This is a genomic window from Thermococcus sibiricus MM 739 (assembly GCF_000022545.1).
GTDB classification, from domain to species: domain Archaea; phylum Methanobacteriota_B; class Thermococci; order Thermococcales; family Thermococcaceae; genus Thermococcus_A; species Thermococcus_A sibiricus.
Genome location: NC_012883.1, coordinates 595,266 through 611,256 on the forward strand (window position 1 = coordinate 595,266; position 15,991 = coordinate 611,256).

The following is a 15,991-nucleotide window of genomic DNA, read 5'->3' on the forward strand; positions in this document are numbered from 1 at the left end:
TGTATACTTGGGTGATAAAATGCGGCCATTAGATCTTTATGAGAAAGACCCTTCTAAGAAAGTTACAATCTATTTTGAAGGCAAACCACTGGAAGCATACGAAGGGGAAAAACTGCCGGTTGCACTGCTTGCCAATGGGGTTTTCTGGATAACCACAAGCTTGCAGGGTAGAAAAAGAGGCGCCTTTACTTTTGGTCCATTACCTGTTGTGGTAAATGGAGTTAAGAATATAGATGGAAGAAAAACCCTTGTAAAAGATGGGATGAGAATAGAGCGACAGAACTATGGTGAATTTCAAGAAGCAGTGGAAATAGATGGAAGTAAGGAGGTTCTCAGGGAAGTCGTTGATGTGGCCATAATCGGTGGTGGCATAGCGGGCATCGGGGCGGCTCTTGAGCTCCAGGAGCACTTAACCGTTGCTTTAATCGAGGAGAAGGGATGGCTCGGAGGTCTGGTGTTCGTCGAAGGAACTCCTCAGGAAGGGTTTGAAGGAGAGCCCAAGAAGGTCATCAAGGAGCTGACCTCGAAGTTCAACGAGAACGTGAAGGTGTTTAAAGGGACTATGAACCTTGGTGTTTTTGATGAAGGAGAGTACTTCTTAGTTCCAGCTGTTAAAAAAGACCAGCTGATAGAGATAATGGCTAAAAGGGTAATACTCGCAACTGGAGCGGTAGAAAACATCCTCCTCTTCGAGAACAACGAATTTCCGGGTGTCTTTAGATTAGACTTTGCTCTCGAAGTAATGAATAAATGGGGAGTTGCTCCGGGTAAGAAGGTCGCAGTGGTTGGAAGGAAGCCTGAGAGGATAATTCCAGAGCTCGAAAAATGGGGCATCGAGTACATAGTGGTGCCAAACCCGAAGCGTGTTGAGGGTGAAGAAAAAGTTGAGAGACTAATAGACATGAACGGAAACGTCTACGAGGTCGATGCGGTCATAGTGAGCGATTACAGCCTGCCTGATATAAACCCGATCACACAGGCCGGAGGAAAGCTCAAGTTCAAACATGGCTATTACGTCCCGGTTCTCGACGAGCAAAACCGCATTAGGGATGGGATCTACGTGGCCGGAAGCTCGACTGGGATAAAATCTCACTACGCAAACTATCTCGAGGGCAAGCTCGTGGCGACTTACATCCTCAGGGAATTTGGCTATGAAGCCACTCCAGCCATTTACAAAGAAAAGCTTGGGGAATTTGAGCCCGAGGCAATGCCTATACAGAGGATAGAGTTCAAAGACATGAATTTAGAAGACGTGCAGATATGCGGTTGTGATGTTAACTTAAGGAAGGTGGACGATGTAGTAAAGAAGGGCATCACTGATTTGCAGATCGTGAAGCGTCTTACTCATTTGGCAATGGGGTTCTGTCAAGGAAGATTTTGCCTTTTCAATGGAGCACTGCTTGTTAGTCAAAGAACTGGAATAGACATGGGAAAAATAGATCTTCCAGTTGCAAGGCCACCTCTTAAGAATGTGAGAGTGAAGGCTCTTTCAAAGGGAGAGTGATACCATGAAAAGCGATATCGTTATTATTGGCGGAGGGATAGTTGGTATCTCCTTGGCTCATGAACTTGCCAAGAGAGGCGAAGATGTAACGGTTCTTGAAAAGAGGTTCATTGGCTCGGGTTCGACGTTTAGATGCGGTACTGGTATAAGACAGCAGTTTAATGATGAAGCCAATGTTCAAGTCATGAAACGTTCCGTAGAACTCTGGAAGAAATATAGTGAAGAATATGGCTTTCCATTTGAACAGACTGGTTATTTATTTTTGCTTTATAGCGAGGAAGAAGTCAAACAATTTAGAGAGAATATCTCCATCCAAAACAGATTTGGTGTTCCTACAAGGCTTATAACACCAGAAGAAGCAAAAGAAATAGTGCCTCTCCTAGATACAAGTGAGATTATAGCGGCTTCATGGAATCCTACTGATGGAAAGGCAGATCCCTTCCATGCTACAACGGCATTTGCTCTTCATGCTCAAGAGATGAGTGCCAAGATATTAGAATATACTGAGGCCAAGGATATAATTATTGTAGATAATGAGATTAAAGCGATAAAAACAAACAACGGTATTATTAAGACAGGTATAGTTATCAATGCCACAAATGCTTGGTCAAAGCTCATTAATGCAATGGTAAAGCTTCCAATAAGAATTCCAATTGAGCCTTATAGGCATCAGGCAATAATTACCCAGCCTATAAAGAAGAATGCAATAAATCCAATGGTAATTTCTTTCAAATACAAAGATTCCTACCTAACTCAAACTGATCATGGAGGGGTAATCGGGGGGATAGGATATGAAGTTGGACCAACATACGATTTGACCCCCGCATATGGATTTCTCCGTGAGGTCACAACATATCTTTCCAAGATAATTCCTGCGTTGAGAGAATTGCTAATATTGAGAACTTGGGCCGGGTATTATGCAAAGACTCCCGATAGTAATCCTGCAATAGGCAAGATAGAGGAGATAAGCGATTATTACATTGCAGCTGGCTTTAGTGGGCACGGCTTCATGATGGGACCAGCAGTGGGTGAGATGATGGCGGATTTAATCACTAAAGGCAAGACTAGTTTGCCTGTAGAGTGGTATGATCCATACCGTTTTGAAAGAGGAGACTTAAGACAAAAAGCTTTACAAATGGGTTGATTTTTGTAAACTTTATTTTTATTCCTTTTTGTTATAAGATTGAAGAATTTTAGGAAGCTCAAGAACTTTTTAGGCTTTTTCATGAAGTCAATTTCAACCAAAAGTGAATAACCTTTTTATAAAAAAATCTTTAAAGTGGAGGGCTCTTTATTTTACATTGGTGAAATTTCATGCGTCTTAGTGAACACCCTATTTTAAATTTCGAGAGGGTTCGTGGAAGAGAAGTTACAATCTATTTTGAAGGAAATCCAATAAAAGCACATGAGGGTGAAACAATTGCAATGGCACTCCATGCTGCAGGGATAAGAACATACCAATACTCAACAAAAAAACACAGACCTCGGGGGTTGTTTTGTGCAATTGGAAAGTGTTCCTCTTGCCTAATGAAGGTTAATGGTATTCCAAATGTCAGGACATGTATAACTCTCGTTGAAGATGGAATGCAAATAGAAATGCAGGAAGAAAAACCACTACTACCAGAAACTAAAAAGCCACCAAAGTGGAAAGAGCCGCCTAGAATTGAGGCAGATGTTATTGTGGTGGGTGGTGGCCCGGCTGGAATGATGGCAGCTATAAACGCAAGCGATGGTGGAGCTAAAGTAGTCCTCCTAGATGAAAATCCAATGCTCGGAGGACAGTTAGTTAAGCAGACGCACAAGTTCTTTGGAAAGAGAGAGCAGTTTGCTGGAGTTAGAGGAATTAAAATAGCTGATATACTTGAAGAAGAGCTGAGAAAACGAAACATTGAACTTTTCTTAGAGACCTCAGCAATAATGCTTCTTCAAAATGGGGAAGATAAGCTTGTGGTGGGGGTCAAGAAAAACAAGGAACTGATTGAATTTAAGGGGAAGGCTGTTGTGGTTGCAACAGGAGCAATGGAAAGGATGATCCCGTTTGAAAATAATGATTTACCAGGAGTATATGGGGCTGGTGCAATTCAAACCCTTATGAATACTTATGGAGTAAAACCCGGCGATAGAGTTCTGATCGTTGGAGCGGGCAACGTTGGATTGATCTTGGCTTATCAACTCTATCAAGCCGGAGTAAAAGTGGAAGCAATAGTGGAAGCAATGCCAAAGATTGGAGGCTACTTTGTTCACGCAGCCAAGGTTAGAAGGCTTGGAATTCCGATACTAACAAGACATACAATTCTTAGGGCTGAAGGGAATGAAAAAGTTGAGAAAGCGGTTGTGGCTCAGCTTGACGAGAAGTGGAATGTTATCCCCGGGACAGAGAAAGTCTTTGAAGTTGATGTGATTGCTTTGGCTGTTGGATTAAGGCCAAGTATAGAGCTTCTTCATCAAGTAGGATGTCAGATAAAGTATGTTCCCGAGCTTGGAGGGCATGTGGTGATAAGAGACTCAAGAATGGAAACGACGGTAAAGGGGATCTTTGTTGCCGGAGATTCGGCAGGAATTGAGGAAGCAACCACAGCAATGCTTGAGGGGAAGATAGCAGGGATTGGAGCCGCTTTGATTGCAGGAGTGGCCTCTCCGGAGTGGCTCAAAGAAATAGAAAAAGCTCAAAAGGAGCTTGAAGTGTTCAGAAGCGGTCCGTTTGGAAGGAAGGTTCTTGAAGGCCTCAGGAAGGTGGTGGTAAAATGAGTGAAATCCCCCAGTATTTGAAAGAGGGATTTTTAAGCGTTGAAGAACTAAAAGAATACGTTAAGTTACCGGATGAAGATAGGCTAAGGCAGCGGCCGGTAGCAATTCCGGAATGCCCGCAAGAAATTCCGTGCACGCCGTGTGCAGAAATTTGTCCAACAAACGCTGTTCTCATGGAGCATCCGAATGCTCTTCCCGTCGTTGAATATGAAAAATGCATTGGCTGTTCTCTCTGTGTTCAAATTTGCCCGGGATTGGCGTTTTTCATGGTGCATTACATTGGAGAAAAGGCAAGGGTAACAATGCCACATGAAATTCTCCCGGTTCCGAAAGTTGGAGAGGAAGTGATCTTGCTCAGTAGAGTAGGCGAAGAAGTTGGGAAAGGAAAGGTTGTAACAGTGATTCCAAGGGAGAAGAGCAAGGGGGACACGCCGATAATAACCGTGGAGATGCCTCGTGAACTGGCTTGGGATGTTAGGGCCGTAAAGGTGGTGAGAGAATGAACGAAAAAGGCGAGAAGATAATCTGCAGGTGCAATGAGGTAACTGTAGAAGAAATTGAAGCCCTTATTGAACAGGGAGTTGAGGACATTGAAATGATAAAAAGGCTTCTCAGAATAGGCATGGGGCCATGTCAAGGGAGAACCTGTCTTCCAATGGTAATCAGTATATTAGCAAGGAAAACCGGCAAAAGCCCAGATGAAATAAAGCTTCCTGCAACGAGAATCCCAATTAGACCTGTTCCAGCAGGAGTTTTGGTGGGTGAGATGGATGAAGAGTAAAGCGGAAGTAGTTGTTATAGGAGGAGGAAGCACAGGTACCTCAATAGCTTATCACCTAGCAAAGCTTGGAGTTGATGTTATTCTTGTTGAAAAGGGTTACATAGGAAGTGGTTCAACCTTTAGATGTGCTACTGGAATTAGACAGCAGTTCACTGATGAAGCCAACATAAGACTTCAAAAGTATAATGTTGAAAGATGGAAACGGCTAAGTGAAGAGTTGGAATATGATGTGAATTTCAAGCAAACTGGGTATCTTTTCCTTGCCACAACGGAGGAAGAAGTTGAAGCTTTTAAGCAAAATATAGAACTTCACAATAAGTTTTATGTCCCCACGAAGCTTATAACACCGGAAGAAGCGAAAGAAATAGTGCCCTTACTAAATGCTGATGAATTCTTAGCAGGTCAATGGAATCCTACAGATGGAAAGGCCAATCCATTTAAAACTGTTTTTGCCTTTGCAAAAAAGGCTAGGGAGTTGGGTGCCGAGATTTATGAATACACAGAAGTAACCGGTGTCATCGTTGAGAATAAAGAAGTCCAAGGAGTAAAAACTAACAAAGGTATTATAAAAGCGGATGTAATAGTAAATGCAGCCAACGCATGGGCCCCCATAATAAATGAAATGGTCGGTTTGGGTAAGGAATTCATTCCAATAAAACCCTATAAACACCAGCTTGTAAAGACTGAACCTCTTAAAGAAGGCCAAATTGAACCCTTAGTATGCCCACCAGCATGGAATGATTCTTATGTACTTCAAGACGGGGAAGATGGTGGAGTTCTCTGCGGAACAGGAATAGAATATGGCCCCACTTATGACATGACACCCACTTATGACTTTCTGAGAGGTGTGCTTAAATGGGCCACTCGTATAATCCCAGCACTTAAATATGTGCACATATTAAGACAGTGGGCAGGTTTTTATGCAAAAACGCCAGACAGCAACCCAGCAATAGGAAAAATTAACTACATAGATGGCTTTTACATTGCCGCTGGATTCAGTGGGCACGGCTTCATGATGGCGCCAGGAGTAGGCGAGGCCATGGCAGAACTTATAGTTAAAGGAAAAAGCAAGGTTCCTCTTGACTGGAACTGGTACGATCCACACCGCTTCGAGAGAGGGGAGCTTAGAAGTGCAGCTTTCCAGATAGGGTGATTTTTATTTTTTCTTTGAAACTTTTTAATTTAATTAGAAAAAGTGGTTTTCACATTTCTCTCTTGAAATTGAGGGGAATTTGATTGGTTATCACACGATTTTAATCCAAATCTGGAGATTAAGATCAACCTTAAAGTTTTCTCAACTAGAGTCTAATTTTCAGCCTTGTATATTCTTGTGAAATATTTTTGGAGTTTTCAATAATAAAAGTTGATTTTTTAAAGAAATTGGCAATTCTTCGAATTATCATAATGAAGAGAGCCATGATTAAAAAGAAAGACTTAAAATTTCTATTGTTCAACAATTATGGATAATTCAAAGAAATAAAGCGATAAACAAGGAGGTGCAAAAATGGAGATAACGATCCAGTTTATTATTGTAATTGTATATTTTGTTTTGATTATTGGTCTGGGAGTTTTTGCAAAGAAGTTTGTGAAGAGTTCAAGAGATATATTAGTTGCGGGCCGTAATTTAGGGTTAGCATTGACTACAGTAGCAATAGCGGCGGAGTGGCTTGGTGGAACAAGTACTGTTGCAGTTGGTCAGTGGGCCTTTAAATATGGTATTAGCCCAATTTGGTATAATATTTCGACTTCTTTTGGAATGTTTCTTTTTGGTTTAACTTGGGCTGCTTTATATCATAAAATGAAAGTTTATACAATTCCTGAGATGATTGAAAGAGTATATGACAGGAGAACAAGGTTAACTTCAGCAGCCTTTTTCATAATTGCCTACCTTTTGCTTTCGGCAGTCCAAATCGGAGCTATAGGTGCTTTGTTTAGTGGGGCACTGAGAATGGATATAAACACGGCTATTATAATTGCAGGTCTTGGAATTACGATCTATACCTTGGCTGGAGGAATGTATAGTGTTGCCTTAACTAACTTTGTCCATGTTTTTGTAATTTGGATTGGAATTGGTGCAGCTTATCTCTTTTATATGTCGAAGGTTGGGTGGTATGATGGAATTGCAAGGGCTTTAGACCAATGGGTTGCTCAGGGGGCAATAACACTAACAAGTGAGAAAGCGTTAGATCCCTTTGGTATGGGGTATTCAACAGTTCTTGCATGGATTCTAGGAGGAATAACAGGAACTTTCGCTGCTCAAGCAAGTGTACAGCCTATTTTTGCTGCTAAAGACTGGAAAACTGCCAAAAGAGCTGCTTTATTAACTCCCTTGATAGTAGCTCCCTTAGGGATTCTGGTTACAAGTATCGTTTTAGCCACAATAGCATTGCACGGGAATTATGTTGGAACTGATACGAGACTGGCCTTTCCATTAGCCTTGATGATGATTCCAAATCCGATTTTAAGTGGTATAACAATGGCGGGAGTTTTTGCCGCAATAGCTTCAACAGAAGCACCAATTCTTTTAGGAATGGCAACAATGTTTGTTAGGGATATCTATCATACAAAATTACGGCCAAAGGCAGATGATGATGAGATAGTGAAGGTTACTCGTTTAGGGACATTTATAGCTGGTATTATAAGCATAATTATGGCTTTGGCTATTAAGGAATTACCTATAGCGACCTATGTTAATTATGCAATGAGAGGCTCGGTCTTCATACTATTAGCTTTAGCAATTTACTGGGCAAAACCCTCACCAAAAGCTGCGATAATCTCAATTTATTCTGCCTTAATTACAGCAGGGATTTGGTATGCTTATTATATGCAAAACAAAGCATACCCATATGGAATTCACATTGTTTATGCCACTACAGTAATTTCATTCGTGGTTGCAATATTAGCTACGTACTTAGTTCCCGGAGGAAAGAGAGATACAACACCAGAAGAACTTTTGGTGCCACCAGAGGAAAATGTATAAAAATAAGGGTAAAAACCCTTTCTATTCTTCTTTGCTAGGGTTCTTTCTATCTTTCTGAAATTCCTCACTGACTTCAGAGAGTGGACTGGGGAAGAAAAGCATCAAAAGCTTTTTAACCTCATAATTTTTGAATGTGAGTGAAAGCAAAAATTTAAATAAGCTTGTGCCAAACCGGCCATTAGTCTGGCATATTTTCACGTTCACAAATTTAGGAGGGAGTTAAAAATGGCAAGGAACAAGCCTATAGCGAAAAAACTTCGTTTGGCAAAGGCAGCTAAACAAAATAGACGAATACCCGTCTGGGTTATTGTTAAAACTAATAGAAAGGTTTTAACTCACCCTAAGAGGAGATATTGGAGGAGAACAAAGCTTAAGGAGTGATGAGAGATGGCAGAAGAGAGAGTTTACGTTATCCCAATTAGAAAAATCATAAAGATAGTTCCAAGATGGAAAAGAGCACCAAGGGCCGCTCACTATGTTAAAGAGTTTATAGCAAGGCATACAAAAGCAGATGAAGTACTTGTGGGAACAGATGTTAACGAGAAGATCTGGGAACGAGGAATAGAAAAACCGCCCAGCAAACTTCGTGTTAAAGTTACTATCGAAGAAAGAGAAGGAATTAAGGTGGCTGAGGTCCACCTTGCTTGATTCTTATATTTTCCAATGAGGGAAAGACCGAGGGTGTGAAAATGCATATCGAGAGACTTGACTTTGAAAATTCACCGTACCTTGGAGTTTTTGGACTAGCCACTGATAAATTTGCACTGGTTAGGGAAGGCCTTCAAGAAAAGAAGCTCAATGTGCTGAGAGAAGTCCTGAAAGTCCCTCTTATAGAAACAAGCATAATGAAATCTAGGATAGTAGGCATATTTGCTGCAGCTAATTCGAGAGCAATTGTGGTGCCTTACTATATATGGGATGCAGAGCTTGATAAAATTAAGGCTTCCCTACAGGAAAATGGATTAGATGTCACCATTGAACCAGTCTTAAGCAAGTTAACGGCATTTGGGAATCTTATACTCGTAAATGATAAAGCAGCATTAGTCAGTGCAAAGTTCACAAGGGAGGAAGCAAAGCAGTTTGAGGACATCTTCGATGTTGAGGTAGAGAGAGGCATAATAGCAAATTATCATGCTGTTGGAAGTGTAGGAGTAGTTACTAACAAAGGTGGCTTGATTCACCCTGAAGCAACTGATGAAGAGCTTGAATGGCTCGAAAGTCTCTTTAAAGTTGATTTCTATGTAGGAACCGCCAACATGGGTGTGCCCTTTGTGGGTTCGTGTATGATTGCAAATTCATTTGGTGTTGTGGTTGGCCACCTTACGTCTGGTCCTGAGATAGTTAAGATCGAAGAAGCGCTTGGATTTTTGGGGTGAGGAGCAATGGAGGTTAAGATATTCCGTGTTAAAGGAACATTTGAAAAAGGAGGGAAAAAATTCAGGTTTACCAAAGAATACAGAGCTTTAAAGCCAGAAGACGTTAGGGAACTTGTTTTCTCAGACATTGGAAGTAAGCATCGTGTTAAGAGGGCAAAGATTTTCATTGAAAGCATTGAAGAGATAGAACCCGTGGAAGCCGAAAATCTCGTTGTTAAGAGGCTTAGCTTGGAACTCGCTTAGTTTTTTTCTTTTTTAACCAACACCCTTAAAAACTTCTTTAATTATTCTTTGTGGTGGTGGAAATGAGTGAAAGGAATGAGCAACTTGAGAGATTAGCTTATGAATATCAACTTTTACAGGGACAGGCCCAGCTCTTGGCTCAAAACCTCGAGCTTTTAAACCTCGGGAGAAACGAATTTCAAGCTGTTAAGGAAACTCTTGAAGGCCTTAAGGATGTCGAAGATGAAAAACCAGAGATTTTGGTACCTATAGGTGCAGGGTCTTTCTTAAAGGGAAGGGTAGAAGATAAGAACAATGCTATTGTTAGTGTCGGCGCTGGTTATGCAATTGAGAAGAGTTTAGATGACGCTATAGCCTACCTCGATGAGAGAATCAAGGAATATGAAAGTGCCATTGCCAAGACCCAAGAGGCACTTCATCAGCTAGAGCACAAGCTTCAGGATTTGGCGGAAAAAGCCCAAAAACTTCAACAACAGCAGGCCATGGGGTTTAAGGTTCCCAAGAAGTGATTTTGCTTTTCTCTTTTCTGAAAGTATTCCAATTTAATACTTTCTTTTATTACATGAAAGCTTGGAATCAGGAGCTAGGGTTATTTTTCTAATCGAGTTCTCCCCTATACCATTCCACCGTTTTCAGAAGACCTTCTTTAAGAGAATACTCCGGTTTAAAACCGAGCTTCATTATTTCGCTTATATCCGCTTGGCTGTGCCTTATATCTCCCGGCCTTGGTTTATCAAAGATGATTGAGCTTGAAGAACCTGTTATTTCAATGATTTTAAGGGCAAGCTCCAAAATGCTTGTTCTCTCTCCCTTTGCAACGTTGAAGACCTTACCGTTAGCTTTACTGCTCTCAGCTGCGAGTATATTGGCCTTGACAACATCCTTAACGTAGATGAAATCTCTAGTCTGCTTTCCATCACCGTAGATAATGAGAGGCTCTCCTTTAAGGGCCCGATTGATGAAGATGCTTATCACGCCGGCATACTGATTATACCCCTGTCTCTCCCCGAAGACGTTGAAGTATCTCAAGCTTACGGTTGGAACTCCATAGAGCTCATAAAAGACTTTGCAGTAATACTCAGCAGAGACTTTTGTTATCCCATAGGGTGAGAGAGGTTTAGGCTTTTCACTCTCTTTTAGGGGTAGGTTCTGGTTATCCCCATAGACAGCTGCGGAGGAGGCAAAGATAAACTTTCCATGCCCTTCACTCAGGGCTTTTAAAACATTTAATGTGCCTAGGACGTTTATTTCTTCTGTTAAGAGTGGCCTTTCCACACTCTCAACCACACTTACAAGGGCCGCTTCATGAAAGACGTAATCTGCTTGAGAAATCAGCTCTGCCATGCTTTTGTAATCCCTAATATCAGCTCGAATGAACTTTACATTTGGTGGAATATTCTCGATTTTACCAGCATAAAGATTATCAATAATGATAACATCATTATCTTTGCTAAGCTCCTCGGCAATGTGTGAACCTATAAAGCCAGCTCCTCCTGTGACAACAATGAGTTTGTTTTTTATCATGGCTTCCCCTCACTCTAAATTCTTCTTGGGGAATTTATAATTTATGGAACCTATCCAGATAGTTGTTAAATAAAATGAAAGGAGAAACATTTTTTTGTCTTCTGAAAACATTATCTTTAAGGGTGGGGTAGGTCACAATAGATCTTCAGAGGTATATTAGTGATTTTTTGACATATTTCTGTTAATTTTCACCATTTGTCTATCCGAAACTGTTTTAAAGATGTTATTCTCTTAACTATGGGTAAGGAGCCATGCCAAGCTACATAGTTGTTGGCGGTCAATGGGGAGATGAAGGAAAAGGTTCAATAATCGCTTATCTAGCGATACACGATAAACCGGAGGTCATAGCAAGGGGCGGAGTAGGAACAAATGCTGGACACAGCGTTTTTATAAACGGGAAAAAATATGCAGTAAGACAACTTCCTACGGGATTTATGAATGAAAACGCAAGACTTTTAGTTGGGGCTGGAGTTTTAGTTGATCCTGAGGTTTTCTTCCATGAACTTGAACACTTAAAAGACTTTAATGTCAGGGGAAGAATAGGCCTTGACTATCGTTGTACTGTAATTGAACCAGGGCATAAAGAGCTTGACCGGAGTAATGGTTATCTCCATGGGAAAATAGGAACTACCGGCTCTGGCTGTGGGCCTGCAAATGCAGATAGAGCATTAAGGAAAGCTAAGCAGGTAAAAGACCTTAAAGAACTTGAACCTTATCTAACAGACGTTGCTCAAGAGGTCAACGAGGCCCTTGACGAAGGCAAGCTTGTTTTGGTTGAAGGGACACAGGGATTTGGATTAAGTCTCTATTATGGAAGCTATCCCTATGTTACTTCTAAAGACACTTCGGCCTCGGCCATAGCAAGCGACGTTGGAATAGGGCCAACGAGGGTCGATGATGTAATAGTGGTCTTCAAGAGCTTTCCAACGAGGGTTGGTGCAGGGCCATTCCCCACAGAGATGAGTGAAGAAGAGGCAGAGCGCATGGGGCTGGTTGAATACGGCACTGTTACGGGAAGGAGAAGGAGAGTAGGATGGTTTGACTTTGAGTTTGCAAGGTACTCCGCAAGGATTAATGGTGCGACAATGCTGGCAGTAACGATGCTTGACAAATACGACAAGGAGGCTTTTGGAGTGACTGATTTTAACAAGCTCCCGCAAAAAGCAAAAGATTTCATTGCAGAAATAGAGGAAAAAGTTGGAGTGCCGGTGGCTCTCATAAAGACAGGGCCCGAGCTTGAGCACATAATTGACTTAAGAGAAAATATTTAGCAAAGAAACTCCAGAATTTTTCTTTTAACTACTTCTTTTTCTACTGCTGCAATATTTTCTAATGAATACTCCTGTTCAATCCAACGGATGAATTTGTATCCAAGATAGTAGCCCAAGTACTGCTTTCCAAAAAGGGTGTACCAGGAACCGAAGAATGGATTTAAAGGCTCGTTTTCTTTAACTCTTCTTAAAAATTCCCTTTTGATAATTCCTTCATTCCTTTCACACCACTCAAACCAACCCGGTTCTTCGAGATGCCAAGGTCTCCCGCTTATTAAGTCCTCAATCCTCTGGGCAAATCCTTCCGTGTAAATCCACATTATCTGCTCGTCTTCAAGCTTCTCTATATCCTCTCCCCTTAACAGCCAGTGAATTAAGTGACCAAACTCGTGGGCAATTAATCCCTTGAGTTTATTGTACCACTTAAGCTCGGCAATTGCTTCAAGGCCGAAGAGGATTGAAGGCTTTCCTTTAAATTCCGTGACCCATCCGGCCCCATTTTCAAGCCCGACATAGATGACAATGTTATACTCCGAAACATCAAATAGCTTCTTCACTTTTTCTTCCACCTTAGGAAGAACGTTCAGAAGATTCTCGTAGGCAAGCTTCAGTTCATCGACACTCCTTTTAGAGAGGAGTTCTAAATACTCACGCCAGTCTATCTTATAACGCTCATAGTCCCACTTTATTTTCTCGAAGAGTTCTGGGTAGTTTTTAATGTACTCAATCCATGAATCTTTACTCCCATCCCAGTACTTTAGGAAACAGGGAAAAGTGTCGATCAGCATTAGATTTCCCACCTTTCTCCCTCTTTAATCTCAGTTTTGAATTTATCTGGGGCTATTCTTATCTTATAGGTTTTGGTAGCTTAAATGTGGCCTCCGATTTATGTCACTGTTCTGCTAATTGAGAAGCCAGCAAACCTTCTTTATATTGGCTACGAGCTTGAAGTGTCTCATGTTTTGCATGTTGGACAAGCCATTCAACTATCGTCCTGTGGAACTTCTCTCCCCACTCTTTCCGTGTCCCGGCCAATCAAAAGTGTAGACGGCAAAGCCTTGCTCGTTTAACATCTTTATAAGCTTTCCATACCTTCCGCTATGCTCTCCAAGGCCATGAACCAGAACTACCCATCCTTTTTCAGGTGTTCCGAACTTGGCTCTGTATATCATGCCCAGCACCTTAAATAAATGGAAACGAAAACTTAAATCTTTCCTGGAAAGTTAGCTTTCGGCTTTTTGATTTTTAATAATCTTCGCGCTATAAATGGCAATGAGAGTTGTCCTTGAGCGAGTTGCAGAAGTTTGAAGCAACTTTTATATGTTTTGAAACTTTATATACTTTGAGTGCTTAATATTTGATGAAAGTTTCCTCATATTTGAGGGGGGGCGAATGAAGAGAAAAATTGCATTTGCAAGTTCGTTTGTATTAGTTCTAGTTTTAGGAATAGCAGGAATAACGGGGCACGTTAAGTACTCATTCTACACGCTTTACCTTGTGCTCTTTCTGATCACGCTGTCTGCAATCGTAAGGAAAAACATGCCCATCAGCACGGTTGGAGTCCTCTTGAGCATCCCCTTAACGTATTTGGCAGTTGAAAACGTCAAAAAGCTTCCTGCATTAACGGTGCTTTTAGTAGCATTTGAACTAGGCTTAATTGCCATGTACGTCAAAATGGTTTGGAAGATAAGATGGAGAACTCAATATGCCAAGTAATTTCATAGGGAGATTTATTCACACCATTTCAAGAACTTTGTTTTTAAAATGCCGCTTTCCCTTTTCCTGAGTGAAATTAAGATAACCGAGAAACTAAACACAATCCCAACTAACAATAACTAACCAAAAACATTAGAATAGAAGTAAGTTTTATATACTTTGAGTGCTTAATATTTGATGAAAGTTTCCTCATATTTGAGGGGGGGGGGGGCGAATGAAGAAGCATATGTTGAGCATGCTCATGGTTTTGCTTTTGATTGGAGCGTACGCAACTTATGCAGTAAGTCAGCCCAAACTTCCGGAAGTTAAGGGGTGCGTGAATCCTTTTAGGGAAGTTAAGCCCTTAGAAAGAAAAGCCGAGAACTGGTCTTCGGTGCACGTTTTTGCAAAAGTTCTGGCAAGCAAGGACATTAGGGGTTTAGCTAAGCCATGGGAGATTGATTATAAGAACGTGAAGGTTGCAAAGCATACTGTGGAATATAATGGTGAAAAGATTGAAATGCTTGCAATGGCTTTGCCACTTAAGGATGGCAAGCACTTGATAGCTTACTACGAATTCTCAAAACCGGTGCAGGGAGTTAAGACAAGAAGCTATTTGTTAGAATTCACAATTTCAGAGGACAACAAAAGAATAGCAACTAAAGCTATAGGTACAAATGGGGAAGTAACACCTTTAAGCACCTGTAAACACGAATGTTCCACTGCATCTGACTGTGGATATTTTGGGAGGTGTATATCTTATTGCTGTGATCGTGACTGGGGATGCGTAGTATATTGTTGCGGTGATTGTTTATTTTATTGCGGGAGTTGTGCAAGAGGCAGCTTAGGAGGATGTGCAGCTTGCTTGTATTGTGTTCTAGTATCTTGCCCATATTGTTCTGTAAATTGCTGTGAAGAAGAAGGTACGTACTGTGATTACTTAGATCCAGGGCCATGAGGTGATGTGAGTGCTACCCAAAGATAGAAAAATTTATTTCGTTTTTCTAATTTCTTTAATTCTCACGGGCTTAGCTGTATTCGATGGGACGCCTCTCTTTGTAGCCTTAGCAACAATTATGTTTCCTATTATTGCCAGTTATGGACTTATTGTTAAGTTTAAAATTTTTCCGGGAGTGATATTTGCGACAATTCTGTGGGCGTTATCTATCTTTGTGAGGGACTTGTTGATTGGTTCACTAACCTTTGAGACAGTAAAAACCGTGAGCGTGAAGTTATCGACAGTAATTATATTTGTAGTAGTCTATCTTTTTGATAAAATACGAAGAGGTGAGAGAAAATCAGCGGAGCAATAAAAATGTTCCCCAAGATACCTCCGAAGACAGCAGTCCTCAGCATGCCCTTCCTCCTTTCTGCTCCTGCTTGTTATGGGATCACAAACTCCACCAATATGAAGCTTCTGCTTCTTAGGGCGGTAGCTGTGTGGATTCCAACTATTAGAATAAAAAGAAATCCAATGTTAAATGAAAGAACTAAAAATGCTGATCTTTCGAGAATGATACTCAAAGTTTCTTTGCTGAGAATGCTTGTATTACGCGGGGCTTATCCACGGTGTTTTTTGTGGAGGATGCCTTTCTGGAAATATACCAGCTTGCTTAGCATGTCTTCTTGCTGCAGGGATTTCTCCTTGGAGATGTTGCGAAGAATGGGAGCAGAGATGTGGACAAAGAATGTTGTCTCCCGGTCCCTAAGGGGGTGAAAATGTGAAATCCCTCAAATATCTTAAATATTTAGTTTTTTTGGTGGGCCTTCTTTTGATCTTTTTCTCATTTTATCTCAAATGGAACAAAGTTTTGCTTAGATACTTTGGGATTGTACTTACTGTAGCAGGGGGATCAGATATTCTCTGGG

Annotated in this window: 19 protein-coding genes and 1 pseudogene; 17 read left to right on the forward strand and 3 right to left on the reverse strand. The window is 41.1% G+C overall.

Features of this window, described 5'->3' with window-relative positions:
• The first annotated feature begins 19 nt into the window (after positions 1–19).
• The 12 genes from TSIB_RS03145 to pfdA all read left to right on the forward strand — a co-directional run bounded on the left by TSIB_RS03145 (position 20) and on the right by pfdA (position 10,141).
• A complete protein-coding gene (locus TSIB_RS03145) occupies positions 20–1,504 on the forward strand; it encodes an FAD-dependent oxidoreductase (RefSeq protein ID WP_015848920.1) in 1,485 nt (494 codons plus the stop codon).
• A gap of 4 nt (positions 1,505–1,508) precedes the next feature.
• A complete protein-coding gene (locus tag TSIB_RS03150) occupies positions 1,509–2,648 on the forward strand; it encodes an NAD(P)/FAD-dependent oxidoreductase (protein WP_015848921.1) in 1,140 nt (379 codons plus the stop codon).
• A 170-nt stretch (positions 2,649–2,818) separates the two neighbouring features.
• Entirely contained in the window at positions 2,819–4,252 is a 1,434-nt protein-coding gene (locus TSIB_RS03155; protein WP_015848922.1) for an FAD-dependent oxidoreductase, read from the forward strand.
• Positions 4,249–4,755: a 4Fe-4S binding protein gene (locus tag TSIB_RS03160; protein ID WP_015848923.1), complete on the forward strand. Its 507-nt coding sequence runs from the start codon at positions 4,249–4,251 to the stop codon at positions 4,753–4,755. The genes TSIB_RS03155 and TSIB_RS03160 overlap by 4 nt, the downstream gene beginning before the upstream one ends.
• Positions 4,752–5,033 carry a (2Fe-2S)-binding protein gene (locus tag TSIB_RS03165; protein ID WP_015848924.1) on the forward strand — a complete coding sequence of 94 codons (282 nt, stop codon included), beginning with the start codon at positions 4,752–4,754 and terminating at the stop codon, positions 5,031–5,033. The genes TSIB_RS03160 and TSIB_RS03165 overlap by 4 nt, the downstream gene beginning before the upstream one ends.
• Positions 5,023–6,186 (forward strand): NAD(P)/FAD-dependent oxidoreductase, encoded by a 1,164-nt coding sequence (locus tag TSIB_RS03170; protein ID WP_015848925.1) that lies wholly within the window; start codon positions 5,023–5,025, stop codon positions 6,184–6,186. The genes TSIB_RS03165 and TSIB_RS03170 overlap by 11 nt, the downstream gene beginning before the upstream one ends.
• Positions 6,187–6,537: 351 nt before the next feature.
• On the forward strand, positions 6,538–8,013 hold the full coding sequence (locus TSIB_RS03175; protein WP_015848927.1) for a sodium:solute symporter family protein: 1,476 nt from the start codon (positions 6,538–6,540) through the stop codon (positions 8,011–8,013).
• A 225-nt stretch (positions 8,014–8,238) separates the two neighbouring features.
• Positions 8,239–8,394, forward strand: coding sequence for a 50S ribosomal protein L39e (locus TSIB_RS03180; RefSeq protein WP_015848929.1), 156 nt, complete (start codon positions 8,239–8,241; stop codon positions 8,392–8,394).
• A gap of 6 nt (positions 8,395–8,400) precedes the next feature.
• Positions 8,401–8,661, forward strand: coding sequence for a 50S ribosomal protein L31e (locus tag TSIB_RS03185; protein WP_015848930.1), 261 nt, complete (start codon positions 8,401–8,403; stop codon positions 8,659–8,661).
• A gap of 41 nt (positions 8,662–8,702) precedes the next feature.
• Positions 8,703–9,389, forward strand: coding sequence for a translation initiation factor IF-6 (locus TSIB_RS03190; RefSeq protein ID WP_048160809.1), 687 nt, complete (start codon positions 8,703–8,705; stop codon positions 9,387–9,389).
• 6 nt (positions 9,390–9,395) lie between these two features.
• A complete protein-coding gene (gene rpl18a / locus TSIB_RS03195) occupies positions 9,396–9,632 on the forward strand; it encodes a 50S ribosomal protein L18Ae (RefSeq protein WP_015848932.1) in 237 nt (78 codons plus the stop codon).
• 62 nt (positions 9,633–9,694) lie between these two features.
• Positions 9,695–10,141, forward strand: a complete 447-nt coding sequence (gene pfdA, locus TSIB_RS03200) for a prefoldin subunit alpha (RefSeq protein ID WP_048160238.1) — start codon at positions 9,695–9,697, stop codon at positions 10,139–10,141.
• An 88-nt stretch (positions 10,142–10,229) separates the two neighbouring features.
• On the opposite strand, the gene TSIB_RS03205 is transcribed toward pfdA, so the two are convergent.
• The gene (locus tag TSIB_RS03205; RefSeq protein WP_015848934.1) at positions 10,230–11,156 is read right to left on the reverse strand and encodes an SDR family oxidoreductase; all 927 of its coding nucleotides are present in this window, start codon (positions 11,154–11,156) and stop codon (positions 10,230–10,232) included.
• A 251-nt stretch (positions 11,157–11,407) separates the two neighbouring features.
• Here TSIB_RS03205 and TSIB_RS03210 point away from each other — a divergent pair, with 251 nt between their 5' ends.
• The gene (locus TSIB_RS03210; protein WP_015848935.1) at positions 11,408–12,427 is read left to right on the forward strand and encodes an adenylosuccinate synthetase; all 1,020 of its coding nucleotides are present in this window, start codon (positions 11,408–11,410) and stop codon (positions 12,425–12,427) included.
• On the opposite strand, the gene TSIB_RS03215 is transcribed toward TSIB_RS03210, so the two are convergent.
• Together TSIB_RS03215 and TSIB_RS03220 are read right to left on the reverse strand one after the other, a co-directional pair.
• Complete coding sequence (locus TSIB_RS03215) at positions 12,424–13,215, reverse strand: DUF5700 domain-containing putative Zn-dependent protease (RefSeq protein WP_048160239.1); 792 nt, start codon at positions 13,213–13,215, stop codon at positions 12,424–12,426. The genes TSIB_RS03210 and TSIB_RS03215 overlap by 4 nt on opposite strands.
• A gap of 207 nt (positions 13,216–13,422) precedes the next feature.
• Positions 13,423–13,599, reverse strand: a pseudogene (locus TSIB_RS03220) (alpha/beta fold hydrolase); the annotation flags it as partial.
• A 220-nt stretch (positions 13,600–13,819) separates the two neighbouring features.
• Here TSIB_RS03220 and TSIB_RS03225 point away from each other — a divergent pair.
• The 4 genes from TSIB_RS03225 (at position 13,820) to TSIB_RS03240 (ending at position 15,839) form a co-directional block, all read left to right on the forward strand.
• Positions 13,820–14,143, forward strand: a complete 324-nt coding sequence (locus tag TSIB_RS03225) for a hypothetical protein (protein WP_015848938.1) — start codon at positions 13,820–13,822, stop codon at positions 14,141–14,143.
• Between the two features lie 214 nt (positions 14,144–14,357).
• Positions 14,358–15,080, forward strand: coding sequence for a hypothetical protein (locus TSIB_RS03230; RefSeq protein WP_015848939.1), 723 nt, complete (start codon positions 14,358–14,360; stop codon positions 15,078–15,080).
• Positions 15,081–15,090: 10 nt separating this feature from the next.
• Positions 15,091–15,435 carry a hypothetical protein gene (locus TSIB_RS03235; protein WP_015848940.1) on the forward strand — a complete coding sequence of 115 codons (345 nt, stop codon included), beginning with the start codon at positions 15,091–15,093 and terminating at the stop codon, positions 15,433–15,435.
• 2 nt (positions 15,436–15,437) lie between these two features.
• On the forward strand, positions 15,438–15,839 hold the full coding sequence (locus TSIB_RS03240) for a hypothetical protein (protein ID WP_048160240.1): 402 nt from the start codon (positions 15,438–15,440) through the stop codon (positions 15,837–15,839).
• Positions 15,840–15,991: the final 152 nt, after the last annotated feature.